This is a genomic window from Sorangium sp. KYC3313, from assembly GCF_052075895.1.
Taxonomy (GTDB): domain Bacteria; phylum Myxococcota_A; class Polyangia; order Polyangiales; family Polyangiaceae; genus Sorangium; species Sorangium cellulosum_B.
Window position 1 is genome coordinate 2,792,257 of the sequence record NZ_CP197255.1, and the last position, 17,070, is coordinate 2,809,326.

The 17,070-nt window shown below is 72.5% G+C and carries 13 protein-coding genes and 1 pseudogene; 5 read left to right on the forward strand and 9 right to left on the reverse strand.

The window, feature by feature from the left end; all coding sequences use genetic code 11:
* Window positions 1–122: 122 nt before the first annotated feature.
* Window positions 123–467, reverse strand: coding sequence for a hypothetical protein (locus tag ACSRUE_RS10915; protein ID WP_441290949.1), 345 nt, complete (start codon window positions 465–467; stop codon window positions 123–125).
* A gap of 630 nt (window positions 468–1,097) precedes the next feature.
* Between ACSRUE_RS10915 and ACSRUE_RS10920 the strand changes: the two genes are divergently transcribed.
* The 4 genes from ACSRUE_RS10920 to ACSRUE_RS10935 all read left to right on the forward strand — a co-directional run bounded on the left by ACSRUE_RS10920 (window position 1,098) and on the right by ACSRUE_RS10935 (window position 10,188).
* Window positions 1,098–2,171 (forward strand): PEGA domain-containing protein, encoded by a 1,074-nt coding sequence (locus tag ACSRUE_RS10920; protein WP_441290950.1) that lies wholly within the window; start codon window positions 1,098–1,100, stop codon window positions 2,169–2,171.
* On the forward strand, window positions 2,171–3,118 hold the full coding sequence (locus tag ACSRUE_RS10925) for a formylglycine-generating enzyme family protein (RefSeq protein WP_441290951.1): 948 nt from the start codon (window positions 2,171–2,173) through the stop codon (window positions 3,116–3,118). Before ACSRUE_RS10920 ends, ACSRUE_RS10925 begins: the two co-directional genes overlap by 1 nt.
* 252 nt (window positions 3,119–3,370) lie before the next feature.
* Entirely contained in the window at window positions 3,371–8,806 is a 5,436-nt protein-coding gene (locus ACSRUE_RS10930) for a hypothetical protein (protein WP_441290952.1), read from the forward strand.
* 206 nt (window positions 8,807–9,012) lie between these two features.
* Window positions 9,013–10,188, forward strand: a complete 1,176-nt coding sequence (locus tag ACSRUE_RS10935) for a serine hydrolase domain-containing protein (protein ID WP_441290953.1) — start codon at window positions 9,013–9,015, stop codon at window positions 10,186–10,188.
* Window positions 10,189–10,284: 96 nt separating this feature from the next.
* Here the strand turns inward: ACSRUE_RS10935 and ACSRUE_RS10940 are convergent, their stop codons facing one another.
* The 3 genes from ACSRUE_RS10940 to ACSRUE_RS10950 form a co-directional block, all read right to left on the reverse strand.
* Window positions 10,285–10,716 (reverse strand): nuclear transport factor 2 family protein, encoded by a 432-nt coding sequence (locus ACSRUE_RS10940; RefSeq protein WP_441290954.1) that lies wholly within the window; start codon window positions 10,714–10,716, stop codon window positions 10,285–10,287.
* A gap of 22 nt (window positions 10,717–10,738) precedes the next feature.
* Window positions 10,739–11,968, reverse strand: coding sequence for a flavin-dependent oxidoreductase (locus ACSRUE_RS10945; RefSeq protein ID WP_441293077.1), 1,230 nt, complete (start codon window positions 11,966–11,968; stop codon window positions 10,739–10,741).
* Window positions 11,969–12,194: 226 nt separating this feature from the next.
* Window positions 12,195–12,458 carry a hypothetical protein gene (locus ACSRUE_RS10950; protein ID WP_441290955.1) on the reverse strand — a complete coding sequence of 88 codons (264 nt, stop codon included), beginning with the start codon at window positions 12,456–12,458 and terminating at the stop codon, window positions 12,195–12,197.
* 210 nt (window positions 12,459–12,668) lie between these two features.
* On the opposite strand from ACSRUE_RS10950, the gene ACSRUE_RS10955 reads away from it, so the two are divergent.
* The gene (locus ACSRUE_RS10955) at window positions 12,669–13,106 is read left to right on the forward strand and encodes a hypothetical protein (RefSeq protein ID WP_441290956.1); all 438 of its coding nucleotides are present in this window, start codon (window positions 12,669–12,671) and stop codon (window positions 13,104–13,106) included.
* 211 nt (window positions 13,107–13,317) lie between these two features.
* Here the strand turns inward: ACSRUE_RS10955 and ACSRUE_RS10960 are convergent, their stop codons facing one another.
* The 5 genes and pseudogenes from ACSRUE_RS10960 to ACSRUE_RS10980 all read right to left on the reverse strand — a co-directional run bounded on the left by ACSRUE_RS10960 (window position 13,318) and on the right by ACSRUE_RS10980 (window position 17,017).
* Entirely contained in the window at window positions 13,318–13,836 is a 519-nt protein-coding gene (locus tag ACSRUE_RS10960; RefSeq protein WP_441290957.1) for a hypothetical protein, read from the reverse strand.
* Window positions 13,837–14,378: 542 nt separating this feature from the next.
* A pseudogene (locus tag ACSRUE_RS10965) lies at window positions 14,379–14,636 on the reverse strand (hypothetical protein); the annotation flags it as partial.
* On the reverse strand, window positions 14,585–15,448 hold the full coding sequence (locus tag ACSRUE_RS10970) for an alpha/beta fold hydrolase (protein ID WP_441290958.1): 864 nt from the start codon (window positions 15,446–15,448) through the stop codon (window positions 14,585–14,587). The gene ACSRUE_RS10970 and the pseudogene ACSRUE_RS10965, both read right to left, overlap by 52 nt.
* A gap of 270 nt (window positions 15,449–15,718) precedes the next feature.
* Window positions 15,719–16,129, reverse strand: coding sequence for an ADP-ribosylglycohydrolase family protein (locus tag ACSRUE_RS10975; protein WP_441290959.1), 411 nt, complete (start codon window positions 16,127–16,129; stop codon window positions 15,719–15,721).
* Between the two features lie 390 nt (window positions 16,130–16,519).
* Window positions 16,520–17,017, reverse strand: a complete 498-nt coding sequence (locus ACSRUE_RS10980) for a DUF4260 domain-containing protein (protein WP_441290960.1) — start codon at window positions 17,015–17,017, stop codon at window positions 16,520–16,522.
* Window positions 17,018–17,070 lie beyond the last annotated feature (53 nt).

The following is a 17,070-nucleotide window of genomic DNA, read 5'->3' on the forward strand; positions in this document are numbered from 1 at the left end:
GCTCGGCAGGAGATTCCAGCGCCATCGGGGACCGATGTTGGAGAAGGCGCGCAGCCGGCCTTTCTTGACCGAGGCCAAGGGGAAGGCAATCGAGCCAGCCCGATGAGCACTTCCTCCCCGAGTTATTCGAGCGCCCGACGAACCTGATCGCGCCGTCGCCGATTGTCCTCGTCGTCGGGTAACAGGAGCGAGAAATTTTCGCTGTCGATCACGAGGAGTATCCCGTCGTGCCGGAGGAAATCCCGGCCCAGCAACAAATCCTCATGGCCTGACATTTCTCGGAGCTCTGGCCGCTCAGCCCCACCGACCTGCCGTGCGTGCGATGGCGAGTCGTTGACATTGGCCGACGACCGCTGAGCCGCCTCTATGTCCTCTTCGGCCGCATCGTCAGGGGCGCTCTCCAGGTTCCATAGAGGTGGACTGATAAAGCTCGACAGGTTGGGCGCGGCTCTGGCCAGCAGAGCCATGGAGCGCGACGAGAGGACCCAGCACGCGGCGGGTCATGAGGAGTACCATGTCGTCGTCCGACGTCGGGACGAAGGTCCCCGTCTGCCGCACGCGACACACGGGTTCGGGGAGCAGCTCCGACGGCGCTCGCCTTTGAAGGACGTCGACCAGGAAGGCGCGCCCTCGCTCGTCCTGCTGAACATCGACCGCGTGCTGCGGGTAGAAGCGCTGAAAGTCGTCGGTGACCGTGCGGTGCGGACCGAACATGGATCGGAGCGGCCCACGAGGACGGGACCGATGCCGGCCTTGCGCCGGGGCGGGACGACGGGCCAAGGCTGTGGTGGGAGGACGATCCGTCAGGCGGAGCCGGGGTGGAGCGTCGGATCGGTGTGGAGGGCAGAGCGTCGTCGAAGCGCCTGGTACGTGGCGCGCCGCTGAACTCCGCTTCTCGTGAGCGTTCGTGTCGCGGATCGACTCGATGGGTCGCTGTCATCTTCACGAGCGGCTTGCCGCGCCGCGCGCCGCTCAGCCACGCGGGAGCTACGTCGAGCGGAACCACGGGCTCGCTCATTGACGGGTTGGTCGTGCCCCCCTTTTTGTTGTAGGGTCTCCGCGCGCGCCCACGCGGCGCAGCAGCGGAACGAGCACACATGGCGGAAACGACGACGAGCCCGCTCGGGAAATGCCTTGTTGCGGTGGCGCTCCTTCGCCGCCCGGAGACCAGCCGCGCGCGAGGCGCGCGCGCCTTTGCCGGCCTCGCGTCTGTGGTCGCGGTCGCGCTCGGGGGCGCGGCGGCGCACGCGCAGGAGCCCGGGCGCGACCCGGTGGCCGCGGAGGCGCTCTTCAAGGCCGCGCGCGCGCTCGTCGACAAGGGGGACGACGCGGCGGGGTGCCCGAAGTTCGAGGCGAGCCTCGCGCTCAACCCCTCGGCGAGCACCCAGATCAACATCGCGCGTTGCCGCGAGCGAGAGGGCAAGCTCGCGACGGCCTGGCACGATTACCATCGCGCCCTCGTCCTGAACCGCGAGACGGCCGGGGAGCAGCGGCGCCGGAGCCTGGAGGAGGTCGCCAACCAGGGGATCGCGGCCCTCGAGCCGCGCGTGCCGAAGCTCGTGATCATGGTCAAGGGCGCGCCCGCCGGCATGGAGGTGCTGCGCGACGGCACGGCGCTTCCGGCGGCCGCGCTCGGGGAGCCCCTGCCGGTCGATCCCGGCCCGCACGAGATCCGCGCGAGCGCCCCCGGGCACCAGGCAGAGACCCGCTCGATCACGCTCGCGGAGGGCGAGACGACGACGGTCGAGCTCACGCTGCGACCCGCGGCCGCGGCCAGCGCCGCGACGCCGCCCACCAAGGCGAACGAGGCGCGAGGGGGCACCCCGGCCTGGGCCTGGATCTCCGGAGCCGCCGGGATCGCCCTTGCCGGCGCGTCGGTCGGGTTCCTGATCGACGACCTCTCCGCGATCAGCGCATTGCGCGAGAACTGCCGCGAGGTCCCGGGCGGGACGTACTGCGCCCCCGGCTATGACTTCGCGGCTGACAATGCGCGCAAGAACCGCGATTTCGGCCTCTTCGTCGGCCTGGGCGCCGCGGGGCTCGTCGCGATGGGGGTGGCGGTCCATGGGATCGTCCGGTCGGGCGACGAGGCGGCGCCCGCGCCGGCGGCCGTCGCGGTCCCCTGGATCGCGCCGTCCGGCGCTGGCGCCAGCATCTCCGGGAGCTTCTGATGCGCACGGGCGAGAGCAACCGCGTGGTGGTCTTCAGGCCTCTTGCCGCGCTGGCGATCCCGCTGGCCGCGGCGGGCGCGTGCATCCCTGACGTGGAGCCCGACGTCTTCGTCGTGCCGCACTGCGAACAGGTCGCGCCCACCTGCGGTCCGGCGGCCGACGAGAGCTGCTGCGCGGCGGGCGAGGTGGTGGGCGGCCAGTTCAACCGCCTGAACGACGCGCGTTATCCTGCCACGGTCGCCGATTTCCAGCTCGATCGCTTCGAGGCGACGGTGGGCCGGTTCCGGCAGTTCGTCGCGGGCTATCCGGCGACCAGGCCGAAGGCGGGAGCGGGCGCTCATCCGCTCATCGAGGGCAGCGGCTGGGACCCGGCGTGGGATGCGAGCTTGCCCGCGGGGCAGCACGAGCTGCGGGCCTCGCTGCAATGCGACGCCAACTTCCGGACGTGGACCGATGAGCCCGCCGGCAACGAGGCCGCGCCGATCAACTGCGTGAGCTGGTATCTCGCGTTCGCCTTCTGCGCCTGGGACGAGGGCCGGCTGCCCACGGAGGCGGAGTGGAACTACGCCGCGGTCGGGGGGAACGATCACCTCGCCTATCCGTGGGGCGACGAGGCCCCGAGCCAGGATCTGGCGGTGTTCGGCTGCGATACCACGACAACGGTGTGCCCGATCCCGTCCGTCGGGTCGAAATCCCCGGCGGGCGACGGGAGATGGGAACAGGCGGATCTGGCGGGCAGCCTGTTCGAGTGGGTCCTCGATTACCACGCCGATCTGACGGGGGCGTGCACCAACTGCGCGACACTGACCGACGGAGGCTTCGGAAGGGGCTCCCGCGGAGGGGCGTTCTCCCACACCGAGGAGACGCTCAGTCCGACGTACCGTATCGGCGAGCTGCCGGAGAGGACGCTGTCTTTCTACGGGTTCCGCTGCGCGCGGGACGAGTAGGGGCGGCGACACGACGGCGGCGTCGAGGCCTGTGGTGCCGTCGACTCGATGGCTTTCAGGAACCGTTTCCGGTGCGCCGGGGCGGTCGGACCGGTCGGCCAGGAGCGTTTCCGGTGTCCGGAGGCGGTCGGACCGGTCGGCCGGGAACGCACCCCCCTCGCCGATCGCGCGCTTGCGCTCGAACCCGGAAATCGGGTAGCCCGGTAGATCACGGCGCGGGGCGTGAGTGGGCATGGTGCAAGGGTAATCGCCGTGGATCTCGACGCCTTCCCCGGGGCCGCCGCCCGCCGCGCGCTGCTCGCCGCGGCGCTCGTGCTCGCCTTCGGGGTCGCCCACGGCGTCCCGGGGGCACGCGAGGCCGCCGCCGCCGAGCCGCTCGTCTGGGTGGCGCCGGAGAGCGCCCGCGTCGTGCCGTGGAGCAGCGGACCGCAGCAGGGCGCCCCCGCTCCGGACGAGGCGCGCGCCGCGCCCGTCGTAGCCGACCCCACCGCGCCCGTCGCGCTCGCCGCGGGGCAGCTGCTCCTCGTGCCCGTGCAGCCAGGCGACCGGCTGGAAGTGCGGGGCGACGTCGCAGGGATCGGCCTCGGCTCCGGCGTCGGGAGCGTGCCCGATGTGATCACCTGGATGCCGCTGCCTCCCGTCAGGGCCGGCGCGCGCGATTTCGCGGTGCCGACGTGGTCGAGCGCGCGCTTCGTCGTCGTGCGCGCGGCCGCCGCGCGCCGCGCCGGGAGCACGCCGGTCGCCGTGCGGGTCGCCGCACGGGAGCGCGCGCCGCTGGCCTGGTACCGCCTCGACGAGGACGTCGCCGCGTGGCTCGGCGGCCGCGCGCCCGCGCCGGCCACCGCGCCGGGCGAGGCGGGCGCGCTGCTCCGCTGGGTCGACGCCGCGCGCGCGGCGCTCTCCGCCCCGGCCGCGGCGGGCGCGCCCTCCGCGCGCCTCGCCCCCGCCGCCGCGCGCCTCGACCCGGCCGCGGCCGCATGGCTCACCGCGCGCTATCTCGAGGAGTCGCTGCTCCTCCGGCCGCTCGTCGAGCCGTACTTCGTCGCGCGCGGCGTCGAGCTGCGCGGAGGCCGCGAGGGCCCCGATCTCCCGGCCGTCGAGCGCGCCACGCCATGGCGCTCGCTCGGCGCCGGGGCGCGGCTCGAGCTCCGCGCGCCCGGCGCGGACGTGCTGCGCATCGCCCTCCGGGCGCGCACCTACGGGACCACGCGCGTCGTGGTGCGCGCCGGCGGCGCCGTCGTCCGGGAGCTCGTCGTTCGCGCCGGGTCGCGCCTCGCGGACGCCGCGCGCTGGAGCGAGCCGCGGTGGATCCGGGTGCCGCTGCCGGTCGATGCGCGCGCGGTGACCGTCGACGTCGTCGAGGGGGAGCTCGCCGTCGCCGCCAGCGGCTACCAGCAACGCGCCGGCGTCGCCGAGCTCCTCGCGCCGCAGCGCGACCGCGCCGCCCTGCTCGATCGCGCGGCGCGGCGCGATCAGGCCGGCGACGGCGCTCGCGCGCCGGTCCACGCCGAGGCGCCGCGGCTCCTCGCCGCCGCGGGCCGGGCCGCCGCGCCGGGCGCCGCGAAGGCCGCGCTCGACCTCGCCGCGCGGCCGGCCGTGCCGCCGCCGCTCCGGGCGCTCCTCCTCGCCGAGTCGGTGCGGTGGGCGCCCTCCTCCGGCGCGGCGTTCGCGCGCGCGGCGCAAGCCTACACGGCGGCGCAGGCGTCGGTCGCGGCGCAAGGCGACGCGGCGGCGCAGGGCCGCGCGGCGGCGGGCGCCGCGTCGCTCCAGCGCGCCATCCTCGCGCGGCTCGCCGCCGCGCACGCGGAGCCGGGCGCCGCGGACGCGCCCTGGTCCGGGCCCGCTCAGCCCGGGGCCGCGGCGGCGCGCGAGCCCGCCGGAGGCCGCGCGCACCCGGACGACGTCGCGGCCGTGTCCGCGCTGGGCGCGGCGATGTCGCCGCCGCGCGATGGCCGCCGGCCAGCGGGGGCGCCGCTCGCGGAGCGTTACGCGCTCGGCCATGGCGACGTCGAGAGCGCGGCGCCGCTCGCGCGCACCGCCTGGGCGCGCGAGGCCCCGTGGGACGCGCTCGACATCCCCGACGGCGTGGCCGCGTGGAGCGCGATCGCGCAGCCTCGCGACGCGCTGCCGCCGGCGGGAGGCGGCACACCGGGGCGCGCCGCCGCGGACGGCCTCTGCGAGGTGGACGCGGAGTCCGGGCTCCGCTGGACGCTCCTCGACGCCGCGCGCGCGCAGATCGACGTCGAAGCGCCGCCGGGGGCCCACGCGCGGGTGCTCCTGCGGAGCGCCTCGAGCCAGGTGGTTCCCGAGTCGCCGGTGCTTATCGACGGCGCGCCGGCCGCGGTGCACGGCGGCGCCGGGCTCACGTCGGTCGTCGCCGTGGCGCCCGGGGCGCGCACGTTCCAGCGGCCCGCGGGCGCTCCGCCGGTGCTCGCGCGCATCCCGCGCAGCGGGCGCGCGCCGTGCGCGTCCCTGCGCGAGATCGTGCAGTGGGCCTGGGTCGACGGCACCGCGACCTTCGCGCTCCCCGACCCGGAGCGCGCCACGCTGGCCCGCGTCGTGATCGCGCCGCCCGCCGTGGCGGGCGAGGCGGCGCTGGCGTCGTCCGGAGCGCAAGGCGCCGCTGCGCCGTCGCCTGGAGCGCAAGGCGCCGCTGCGCCGTCGCCTGGAGCGCAGGGCGCCGCTGCGCCGGCGCCCGGAGCAGCGGCGCCGGCGCCCGGAGCGCGAGGCGCGCCGCCCCCGGCCGACGGCCCCGCGCGCGTGCTCCGCGTGCGCGCTGGCGCCGCCGTCCACGAAGCCTGGGTGCGCGCCGGCGCCACGGGCTCGATCGAGGTCCCGGTCCCCGCCGGCGCGCACGAGCTGCGCGTCGAGACCGATGCGCCGGCGCTGCTCCGCGCCTCGGTGCGCCTGCACCCCGCCGCGCCCGGCGCCCCGCGCGCCGTCACGCCGGTGCGCCCGCCGGACGGCGCGCCCGTCGACGGCACCCTCGAGCAGATCCGGGGCGCCACGCGCGCCCTCCGCGCCGCGCCCTCGCCTGCCCGCGCCGCGCCCTCGCCTGCCCGCGCCGCGCTCCACGCGCAGCGCGCCGCGGCGCTCGACGCCCTCGGCTTCCCGGCGCTCGCCGCGCTCGACCGCCCCGCCGAGGAGGATCGCTGGGACGCGGTGCATCTGCCCGGCGCGCCGACCGCGGGCGCGCCGCCGAGCACCGTCTTGACCCTGCCGCCGGGCAGCCCGGTGGCGGTCCCGCTCGGCCTGCCCGCGCGCGTGCCGCCGCTCCCGCTGCCCGACGACCGCGCGCCCCTCGCGGCCGCGCGCGGCGCGCGCGCCAGCGTCGATCCGCGGCGCGGCGTCGCGCTGCTCGCGGGCCCTGCGGGCGACAGCGCGGGCGCGGACGCGCTGCTGCTCGGCCTCCTCGCCGAGCGCTCCAGCGAGGTGCAGCTCGCCGCCGACGCCTTCACCCGGATCGGGCTCGCCCACCGGTCCGCCGCAGCGCTCGCCCGGGCCGCGAACCTGGCCACCGACGTGGCTTCCGCCGCCCCGGCGCCCGAACGACGGCTCACGCTGCGCGCCCTCGCGCTCGCCGAGCTCGCCGTCCAGGAGGCCGCCCGCGAGGCCTCCGCCGGTCAGCAAGGCGCCGCGCCCGCGGCCTCGGGGAACGCCGCGCAGGGCCCGGCCGTGGCGCCTCCCGCCGGCGCCGCGCCGCCGCCTGTCCAGCTCCCGCCGGCCGCCCTCGCGCGGCTGGCCCCGGTGACCGGCTGGGCCGTGCCGCCGCGCGCCGACGCCACGGCCGGCACGGCCACGCTCGAGATCCGGGCCAGGGCCGATCGCGATCTGCCGCTCCGCGTGCGGGTGCGGCGCGCGCTCGTCGACGCGCCGGAGGCGTCGCTCCTCATCACCGACGGCGCGCGCGCCGAGTTCCGGCTCGACCGCGCCGCGCCGGGCGCGATCGTGCTCGACGGCGTCTGCCGGGCGCTCGACCGCGAGGAGACCCCCTGCGCGTTCTCGATCGCGCTCGACGGCGAGCCGGTCGCGTGCTCCGCGGCGTCCGGGCCGATGGCCGACCGCTGCGTCGTGCAGGTGCCGCGGGGCAGCCACCGCATCGAGGCGCGGCCTCCGGCGGACCGGAGCGCCCTCGGCTGGATCCGCGCGACCGCGGCCGGCGCGGCGCAGCCCTTCTCGGGCCGCGTCCTGTCGACCTGGAACGACATCGACCCGGCGCGCCCCCTGGAGCTCGCGTTCGTCGGCCCGACCGTGGTGCGCGTCCGCGCCCGCGCCGCCTACGAGTGCGCGTCGCCCCGCGCGCGCGCCGCGCCCGCGGACGGCGGGGATCCGGCTTGCCATCCCGAGGTTGCCGCGGCCGCGCCCTCGGGCCAGCTGCGCTTCTCGGTGGCGCCGCTCGACGGTGTCGGCGGCGAGGCCGGCGGCGGCGCGGTGGAGGAGGGGACCCTCGCGCTCGACGCCTCCGAGGACCGCGCCGCGCGCCGCCTGGGCGTCACGCGCGAGCCGTTCTTCTGGCTCGGCGGCGAGGTCGAGTCCCGCGTCGCCGTCCTCCCCGAGGGCCCGCATGTGCTGCGCGTCGCCTCGCCCGGCGGCCGGGCGCTGCTCCGCGTCGAGCTCGCCGTCGCGAACGGCGCGCCCCGCCCCCGCGCGCCGCCGCCTGCGCCGCCGCCGCTGCCCGCGCCGATCGCGCCCGCGGACGAGCTGCTTCGTCCGGCGCCCCCGGTGGGAGAGGACCCGGATCCGGGGCCCCTCTCCGTCGGCGGCTACGCGCGCCTCGTCGACAGCGAGCTCGCCGAGGAGGACCACCGTCTTCCGGTCCGCTCCCTCGAGCTCGGCCTCGACGTGCACCGCGAGCTGATCGCGCGGCGCGCCTGGATCGCGGCCGCGGGGTTCGGCCGCCTGCGCGACGGCCCGGAGAGCTTCGGCGCGGAGGCGCGCTTCGACCTGAGCTCGAGCGGCTGGGTTCCCGGCGGTTCGCTGAGCGGCCGCGTCGTGTTCCAGCCGGACGCCAGCGAGGCCATGGGCGCCAGGGCGAGCGCGAGCGCGTTCTGGTCCATCCCGCTCGGCGAGCTCACGCTCTCGCCGTGGGCGGGCTTCACGTGGCTCATGGTGGACGAGTCGCTGCGGGGCTTCATCGGCGCCGACAAGGACGTCTACACGCCGTACGGCGCCAGGCACGACACGCAGGCCTCGCTCGGGGCGCGCCTGCGGTACCGGCCGTTCGCCGACGCGCTCGTCACGGCGGGCACGTCGCTGCGCCTGAGCCCGGCGCCGTCGGCGCTCGACCGCATCGACGCGACGCTCGACCTCGACCTGCTCCCCGGCAGGGGGCTGTGGCCGTGGATCCAGCTCGGCTGGCTCGCGAGCTACCGGCCGGTGAACGAGACGCGCGACGAGGCCTTCCTGCGCGACGCGTTCACCGCGGGGCTCACGTTCTGGAGCTGGCTCGCCCGCGGGCACCGCGCCTCGCTCGGCGCGGAGGGGACGTTCCTGTTCGACGTCCCGAGCCTGGCCGAGACCTCGCCGCGCGTCTCGGGGTTGATCTTCCTCCGCTACGACTACACCGCCCGCCGCGGCCTCCGCGATTTCACGCCGGCGTCGACGCCGTTCCGCGATCGGCAGGAGGAGGGGAGCGGGCGCATCGAGCGGGAGCGGCCCGCCGTCGAGCCCTCGTGGGAAGAGCCGTGAAGCAGGCTGCCCTGCCGGCGCGGGCGCGCGCCCTCTCGCCGGAGGACGCGTGCGCCGCGTCCCCCGCGGATTGACCGGCTCGTGGTGCAGGCCGCCACAGGCGCCTGCAGCGGTAGGAAGCGGGCCGCGAATCTGCGCGTTCGTGCGACATCGACGAACCCGCAAGAACCATTGAACGGAAACGAGTCGAGCGGGAACGCACGCGCATGACACTCAGCAAGCTCTCGATTCCGCTCTTCTGCATGGCGTCGCTCCTCCTGGGTTGCCCGAGCAGCTCTCCCGAGGAGGCAGACACCACCTACGACGAGCTGCTCCAGCAAGGGGTGGACAAGATCCGCGCTGGCGGGATCGTCGCCGTGCATGCCGAGGTGCTCGACGGCGACCGACGGATCCTCGCCCGCAGCGGCGTGGCGGAGCTCGGCGGCGAGCAGCCGATCGACTTCGACAGCTACTTCCGGATGGGCAGCAACACCAAGACGTTCGTCGCCGTCGTGGCGCTGCAGCTCGCCGCAGAAGGAGCGCTGTCGCTGGACGACACGGTCGAGCAGTGGCTCCCCGGCGTCGTGTCGGGCAACGGCAATGACGGCTCGCTGATCACGATCCGCCAGCTGCTCCAGCACACGAGCGGCCTCTACAACTACACCGGTCAGGGCGAGCCGAGCCTGGACGCGCTGCGCTCCGCCGACGAGTACATGCAGCATCGGCTCGACCACATGGAGCCGGAAGAGCTCGTGGCGCTCGCCATGGAACACAAGCCGAATTTCGATCCGGAGACGCAGTGGGCCTACTCCAACACGAACTACGTGCTCGCCGGCATGATCATCGAGCGTGTCACCGGAAATCACTGGAGCGAGGAGGTCGAGGCGCGCATCCTCGATCCGCTCGGCCTGGACCGCACGTTCGAGCCCGGCGACGAGACGGATCTGCCTGCCCCGCACGCCGTGGCATACCAGCAGTACGAGGTCGGCGGGCCGCTCGTCGACGTCACGATCGCGAACCAGACCTTCGCCGACGCCGCCGGCTCCCTCGTCACGACCACCGCGGACCTCGCGAAATTCTGGCGGGCGCTGAGCGAAGGCTCGCTGCTCGATCCAGAGCAGATGGCGGAGCTCCACGACACGGTCCCGGCGCCGGCCCTCGACGCGATCGCGCCTGGCATCGGTTATGGCCTCGGGATCGCGTGGATCCCGACGAGCTGCGGCGGAGGATACTGGAGCCACCCCGGCGACACGCTCGGGTACTCGACCCGGAACGCCGCGAGCGACGACGGCTCGCGCGTCGTCGTCATGTCGCTGTCGACGTCGACCAACGACATCGAGGCCAGCTACGCCACGATCGTCGACACCTTCGAGATCATCGATCAGCTCATGTGCGCCGATTGAACGTGCGCCCGGCGCGAGCGGCGCGGCCGCCCCGAGCCGTCCGAGCGCCGCGCAGCTCGGCCCGCTCGATCCCGGGCAGATCCTGGATCATCGAGTCTATTTTTTGACGGTTGAATGCACAAAGTGCAACTTCCACTCATTTCCCACCTTCTTGAAAATCGCGCTCTCCAGAAAGTCGCGTGTAATGGTGCTCGCGTCGTTCTGCGCGAATTTGCCATGGTTGATGTAGACCATGCTCCCCGAGTTGCTGTCGACGTTGATCTTGACATCATCCAACGAAAAGGTGGCTTTGGTTATCGGAGATCCATTGATGATCTCGATCAGGCCGTCGTTGTTGATGATCTTCCCGTTCTCGTAGATGACAAAATCGGGCGTCGTCAAGGTCTTCATTCGCGCGAAGTCCCTCCGGGTGACGCAGTCGAAGTACGACACGATGACTGCCTTCAGCTTTTCGGGGCTATCTGGTCTATTGGGCTGACAGGCGGACAGCGCTCCGGCGAGCGCCAGCAGGATAAATGCTGATTTCATGGATGTCGTCGACATTTTCTTGTCAGCGCACAGGGGGCTCCGAGGCGTGCTTCAGGCCGGTCAGCACCCTGTAGCGGGCGGCGATGGCCTCCAGCTCGCCGGGGGCGAAGACGTCCTCGATACGGTCGAAGCCGTCGGGCGCGCGCTCATAGGCGATCTGCAAGCACTGCTCCGGACCGTTGCGGCGATTGGACGCGACGATGGCGGCGGTGGCGGGCAGGCGCTCGGCCTCGTAGGCGGCCAGCGCCTCCACCGGATCGGCATGGGCGGCGAGCGCGCGGACCAGGGCGCGGGCGTCCAGGATGGCCTGGCTCGCCCCGTTGGAGCCGTTCGGATACATGGGATGGGCGGCGTCGCCCAGCAGCGTCATGCGCCCATGGCTCCAGCGCGGCAGCGGATCGCGGTCGACCAGCGGGAACTCGTAGATCGCCTCGGCGCTCCGGATCAGGTCGGGCACATCCAGCCAGCCGAAGCGCCAGTCCTCGAACCTGGGCAGGAAGTCGGCGGGGTCGCCCCGCCGGTTCCAGTCCTCCCGTCGCAGGCTCCTGGCGAACGCGAGATCGGCGGCCCAGTTGATCTTCTGGCGGCCGTCCGGCCCCGGTGGGGAGATCGGATAGACGACGAACTTCTGGTCCTGGTGCCCGGCAATGATCATGCTGGCGCCGGTGAGGAAGGGCATCGCCAGGGTGGTCCCCCGCCAGAGGATGTGACCGCCGTAGATCGGCGGCCCCTCGTCCGGATAGAGGCTGGCGCGCGCCGCCGAGTGGATGCCGTCGGCGCAGATCAGGAGGTCGGCGGAGACCTTCCACGCCGCGCCTGCGCGATCGAGGAAGAGCGCCTCGACGCGGCCCCCGCCCTGCTCGTGGCCCGCGAGGCGCCGATCGCAGAGCACCCGGCCTGTGCCCAGCCGCTCGACGGCGGCGTCGAACAGCACGCCTTGGAGGGCGCCGCGGTGGAGGGAGAGCTGCGGCGTGGCATGACCCGCGAAGCGGCCGCGGGGCTCGCCCCAGATGCGCTGGCCGAAGCGGTTGAAATAGAGGAGCTCGCGGGTCGCCACGCTCTTGGCCAGCAGGGCCTCGAAAAGACCCAGCTCGCCCAGCACCTCGGCGGCGTGGGGCAGGAGGTTGATGCCGACCCCGAGCGGCAGGATGGTGGGCGCCGCCTCGAACACCGTCACCTCATGACCCGAGCCGTGCAGCGCCAGAGCCGTGGCCAGGCCGCCGATCCCACCGCCCGCGACGATCACCTGCATAAGTCCTCCCGTAGACATGCGGCTCGACGCCGCCCCTCGTTGAAGCTGCAGCCGATCGCCGGCACGGCGGCCGCGGAGGGTCATCATCGCGGCCGCCGAGTATTGAAACGAGCGCGCCGAGCGGTCCACGGTTCCTTACCACGACGGCCTCGCCGTCGCTCGAGGACAGCACGTACCTGGCGTCCAGCACCGTGCTCGATCCGAGCAGCTGGTCGTCTCCTCCCGATCAGGTCCTGAAGGTCGTCGAGCAGGAGGCCCTCGCGATCACCCGCAGGCTACATGTCCGAGAACTCGATCCTCTCGAAAGCATTACGACCTTCGTGAACGTGGACAGCTCGACGTCGCGCGGCTGCTCATCCGACCAGGCCAGCATCCCCTTGGTCAGCTCGTAGCTCACCCTCGCGTCCGGATCCTCCGTGAGCGCCTCGATCTTCGCCCGGTCGGCGGGCGGGAACAGCTCGTTCGAGTCACTGTCGAACAAGTCGCTCATTCGACGAGCGTATCCAGGTGTCCATACCGCGTCCAGGAGCCGCGCGCCTCCGCTTGGTCCTCGTCGTGGCCATCCCACCGTACAGCCACGCTGCACGCGCTGGTGGACATGTAGGACCTTCCGCGATCCGCATCCCTCCCGGAAAAGCGACGCTGGTTCAGCAACTTATCCATGCATCGACGGGGCCGCGTCCACGCCACGGCCCGCGGGGTGAGCGCCGCGCTGCAACGGAGAGTCTTCGCCTGCGCCACCGAGCTGTCACGAGCGCGGAGCATGCTGTTTCCCAGGAACATGCGGATCGACCCGCCAGCCACACTGGGACGACACACCGTGACCCTGTACCTCGGGCCGGTGGAGGACGAAGGCCCCGAGGCCAGCGAGTCATTTGGCGAAGCCATCTGGTTCGACCGCCGGGATCCACGATCCATTCGCCGCGCTCAGGAGATCCTCCGCGACCGGCTGCGACTCTCGGTCGCACCGACGCTGTGCGACGAGCCTTCGCCTGGCCTCGGGGCAGCGCTGGGCCGGATCCTCGCGGCCCTCGTCAACGTGCTCGAGCGCTGGCGTCGGCGCCACGCCGGTGAAAACCACCTTGAGCTCGCGCCTCGAAGGACGGGATCGAGCCGCAAGGCATCTCCATCCTGTTAGAGCGTGTCGCCAAACCTGAACAAATAGGCGTTTCGGACTCCGAGAGGTACGCGCTGGTGACCTCGTCCCACGGCCGAGTGCTGTCCTGGGAGTACGAACGCGGGCTCGCCGCCCTGACCGAGCGGCTGGCGCGCGCCGGGCTCGTGGTCCCCTGAGCGGCATCGACGGCGCTCATCCCTCTGCGAGCGCGAGAGGCCGCTGGGCGCGAGCATCACTTGTTCAGTCGCTGGACTTGCCCACGTTTGACCCTCACCACGTCGCCGAGGCCCTGCTCCTGGAGGCGCCTTTCGAGCGCAGCCGAGACCTCGGGGGCGCTCTGGTCGACTGTGACGGAAAGTCCGGAGAAGGATGCGTCCAGACCCCAGGTCAGCCCGATCGACTTGGCCTTCGGATGCCAGTCGCGTGCTTCGACGATCGAACTGCCCTTGGCGAGCCGTTCCCGGGGGAAGCAGCCCGGTCGCAGGGCCACATGCAGCGGGTCGACGCGCCCTTCGAGCTGGCTCTTGAGCTTGTCGAAACCATCGAAATCCGTGTGAAAGACCACGATGGCAATTTTCCCCTCATCGTCGAAGGTGATCCCGATCAACGACGATGCAACCTTCTCCACCTCCTGGTTGAGCAACTCGAGTCGCTGCTGCAACACCGGAGCGGCGAGCCATGCGTGGCTCGGCTCGCGGCCGGCCGCCGAGCTCGGCAAGCCGCAAAATGGATTCTTGTCGACGATGACCATCGTGCCAGATCCTGAAGCGGCGCCTGGAGAGCCCGCGTCGGTGGATGCCGGAGCCGGCTCGCCAGAGCGAGCTGGCTCCGGCGCGGGGGGTGCCAGCGGAGCCTGCTCATGCGCAGGGGCTCCCGCGCTCGCGGATGCGGCCGTAGGCGCCCGATCGGGGAGGCTCTGACACGCCCCTGCGAGCAACGCTGCGACCAGCGGCCAACTCTGTGCTTTATTGTGCAACTGTAACCCCCAGCTGTGCTTCGACGTCAGTTACTCACCGGCCACGAACACGACCCACGGGTCCCGCTGCTCCGGGTAGGCGGCGTCGAGGTACGCCGTGACCGCAGACTCCATCGTGTCCCGCAGGAAAACAACGACCGATCGCAACGCGCCCCTACCGCCTCCGCTCGCCGAAGATACCGGCGCTCCAGCGGCGAGCGCAAGCTCGTCCGCGCCAAGCGCCATGTGGCCGCGAGGGCAACACAGCCATGCCCTCCCTTGACACCGTAGGTCGCCCCGAGGCGGGCGATCGTCTTGGAGACGCTGGGCATGGACATGCCGATACGCCGGCAGGTCTCGGCGAACGACCCCGCGTCCACGACCGCCATGAAGCACCGCAGCTGCGAGCGGGACATCTCGGACAGCGACGTGGACATGGCGTCGACGATAGGTCGATCGCAGCGCGTCGTACAATTCCTGCGAGCGCGCTCGGCGAGGACCGACGCGAGGAGGCTCTCCTGTACGAGCTCACGGTGCGCGCTTCCTAACGCAGCCCGTCCACGCGCCTGACGAAGGCGCTCATCAACGCGGCGCATTCGGCCGGATGGGTCTCCAGCAGGAAATGCGGGCCGTCGAGGATGTGCGCCTCCATGCGCGGGAGCGCCTTCATCCAGGAGAGGGTCTCCTCGAGATCGAAGAAGACATCGTGCCGCCCCCACAGCATCAGCGCCGGGGGTTGCCAGCGGTCGAGATAATCGGCGATCTCCCCGAATCGCGCGACATGGCTGCGATAGTCGAGCACCAACGCACGCTGCGTCTCGATCCGGCCGGGGAGCGACATGATCCGCCAGTCCTCCTCCCACAGCCTGGGATCGATGCGCTCTGCGATGTCCCGGGGCACGCCGCCCAGATATTGGTCGCGCGTCCCCTCGAAGGTCAGATGCGCGGTCGCCTCGGCTTCCCGCTCCGGCGTGGGATCGTCCCAATAGGCCCTGGTCGCCGACCATTGCGGCCCCATCCCGCTCTCATGGGCATTGGCATTCTGGACGATGAGGCTGCGTATCCTGCGCGGCGCGCGCGTGGCGAGATGAAGTCCTACCGCCGTTCCATAATCGTGGAGGTAGAGGTGGAAGGACCCGGCTCCGAGCCGCGCGAGCAGTCCGTCGATCATGTCCGCGAAACGCGAGAATGAGGGGCGCTCGACCGGCTCGGAGCCGCCGAACCCCGGAAGGTCCGGGGTGATCACGAAGCAGTCCCGCGCGAGGGTGTCGATCACGTTCCGGAACGATTCCGAGGAGCTTGGAAAGCCGTGGATCAGGAGAATCGCCGGCTTCTCCCGATCGCCCGCCAGGCGGACCGACATTTCGGCGCCTTCAATCTCGAACCTCACCAGCTCCGGTTTTCTCATCGCACCTGGTTCCTTCGATGCCTTCAATCGTCTGACGGGCCTCCCGGCAGAAGGTGACACGCCATTCGCGCGCCGGCCACTGTCTCCCCCCTTCAAGCGGCCTATTTCGCCTGCCCTGCGCTGCCTGACGGCTTGCGGGTGAGCCGCGAAGCCCGCCGAGGCCGACGTTCGATCGTGCCACGCCCGTCCGACCTGTCGCAAGGCTTCGGTCATCCACGCCGCAGGCTTCGTCGGTTCCAGCCGCTTGTTCGCCGAGCCCGGCCCTGGTCGTCATTTCAGCAAGGATACGAAGCGGTTGAGTATCGGAGTGATCTGCGGGAGCTCGGGGAGCCTCGCGACGAGATCATCGGGGAGCGGCCGTCCCCCGACGGCGGCGATCTGGGCTCCGATGGCCGCGATGGTATCGGCGTCGCCGCCCAGCGAGACTGCGGTCGCGATGACCGCGCCGATGGGCCCGTCCGTGGTCGCCGCTGCGACGAACAGGGCCATCGGTACGGCCTCAACCACATGGCCGGAGCACCCGAACCGGACAGCGGCTTCGCTCGGTGTGCCTCGAAACTCGGCGAGATCAAGCAAATGATCGCGAACCGCTGTGTCCGGCAGAACGGCCGCGACCACGGAGAACCAGTGACGAAAGCGCTCGGCGATCCGCTCCGGCTGTACGCGTCCTCGGCTCTGCACGATGGCCTCGCACGTGGCGAGGGTCAGTCAGGTGTCATCGGAGAGCCGCGGAGCCTCTGGGAAGACGGGCTGTACCGGCCCGGCAAGGCCCTCGTACGGACCGCCCCATGCGTCGCCGAGCGCACCAGCGAGGAGGCAGCTGCGTGCGCGCGTTCGCATCTCAACGGTCGTCATTGATCTCGATCCTACGCGAACTCCAGCCGACGACGGCGGCTGGGGCACGCCCGGCCAGGGCGGCGGCGGCGACGAGCCAGAGCCAGCAGTGTGTCGAGCGCAACCTCATGTCTCGCCATCGAACGCTCGCTGTATGATCTCGGGAGAGGACGGCGTCGCCGTGGAGACGCGCCGATTTTCTGGCAGCCGTCCACTCTATTACTCCAGCAGCCGTCTTCAGGCCGGCGACCGTTGAAACCATCGTTGCTTGAAAGAGCGCTTCGAGCCCACGCGGCCGAGGTGCGTGTCGCCGAACGCCGTCCCGTACTTGAGCCCATAGCCCAGCATCCGATCGAAGCCGATGTGCCCGACCCAGATCGCCGCGCCGAGCAGCAGCGCCGGTGAGCCGAGCGCGACCGACGCGACCGCGAGCAGCGCCGGAGCCAGATGGCTGTGCCCCGCGTTGTAGACGACCGCGCCCACCCGCGGGCCCGCGAGGTAGCCGAGCATCGACAGGTCGGGCAGGAGGAACAGCGCCGCGAACCATCCCCAGCTCCCGCCCAGGTGCGCGTAGGCGAGCAGCGCTGCTCCGAGCACGAGCGCGCCCTCGAGGCGCAGGAGCGCGCGCGGCATGCCCTTGGCCCCGCCCGCCGAGACCTCGCAGGCGGGCTGCGGCACGGGGCGGCGGGTAGAGGCGGCAAGGTCGAGCGCAGGGAGCGTCGCGGCGGTGGTCATGGTCGTTCTCCTCGTCGTGTGTACCGGCGCGGGTGCCGGCGACGGGGAGAGCA

What these genes read in the sequence shown, in the direction of transcription:
- ACSRUE_RS10945 (WP_441293077.1), bottom strand. Translation starts at nt 11,968, where the DNA reads ATGCAGGTGATCGTCGCGGGCGGTGGGATCGGCGGCCTGGCCACGGCT.
- ACSRUE_RS10970 (WP_441290958.1), bottom strand. Translation starts at nt 15,448, where the DNA reads ATGAGAAAACCGGAGCTGGTGAGGTTCGAGATTGAAGGCGCCGAAATG.
- ACSRUE_RS10980 (WP_441290960.1), bottom strand. Translation starts at nt 17,017, where the DNA reads ATGACCACCGCCGCGACGCTCCCTGCGCTCGACCTTGCCGCCTCTACC.
- ACSRUE_RS10925 (WP_441290951.1), top strand. Translation starts at nt 2,171, where the DNA reads ATGCGCACGGGCGAGAGCAACCGCGTGGTGGTCTTCAGGCCTCTTGCC.
- ACSRUE_RS10935 (WP_441290953.1), top strand. Translation starts at nt 9,013, where the DNA reads ATGACACTCAGCAAGCTCTCGATTCCGCTCTTCTGCATGGCGTCGCTC.
- ACSRUE_RS10920 (WP_441290950.1), top strand. Translation starts at nt 1,098, where the DNA reads ATGGCGGAAACGACGACGAGCCCGCTCGGGAAATGCCTTGTTGCGGTG.
- ACSRUE_RS10950 (WP_441290955.1), bottom strand. Translation starts at nt 12,458, where the DNA reads ATGAGCGACTTGTTCGACAGTGACTCGAACGAGCTGTTCCCGCCCGCC.
- ACSRUE_RS10940 (WP_441290954.1), bottom strand. Translation starts at nt 10,716, where the DNA reads ATGAAATCAGCATTTATCCTGCTGGCGCTCGCCGGAGCGCTGTCCGCC.
- ACSRUE_RS10915 (WP_441290949.1), bottom strand. Translation starts at nt 467, where the DNA reads ATGGCTCTGCTGGCCAGAGCCGCGCCCAACCTGTCGAGCTTTATCAGT.
- ACSRUE_RS10960 (WP_441290957.1), bottom strand. Translation starts at nt 13,836, where the DNA reads ATGGTCATCGTCGACAAGAATCCATTTTGCGGCTTGCCGAGCTCGGCG.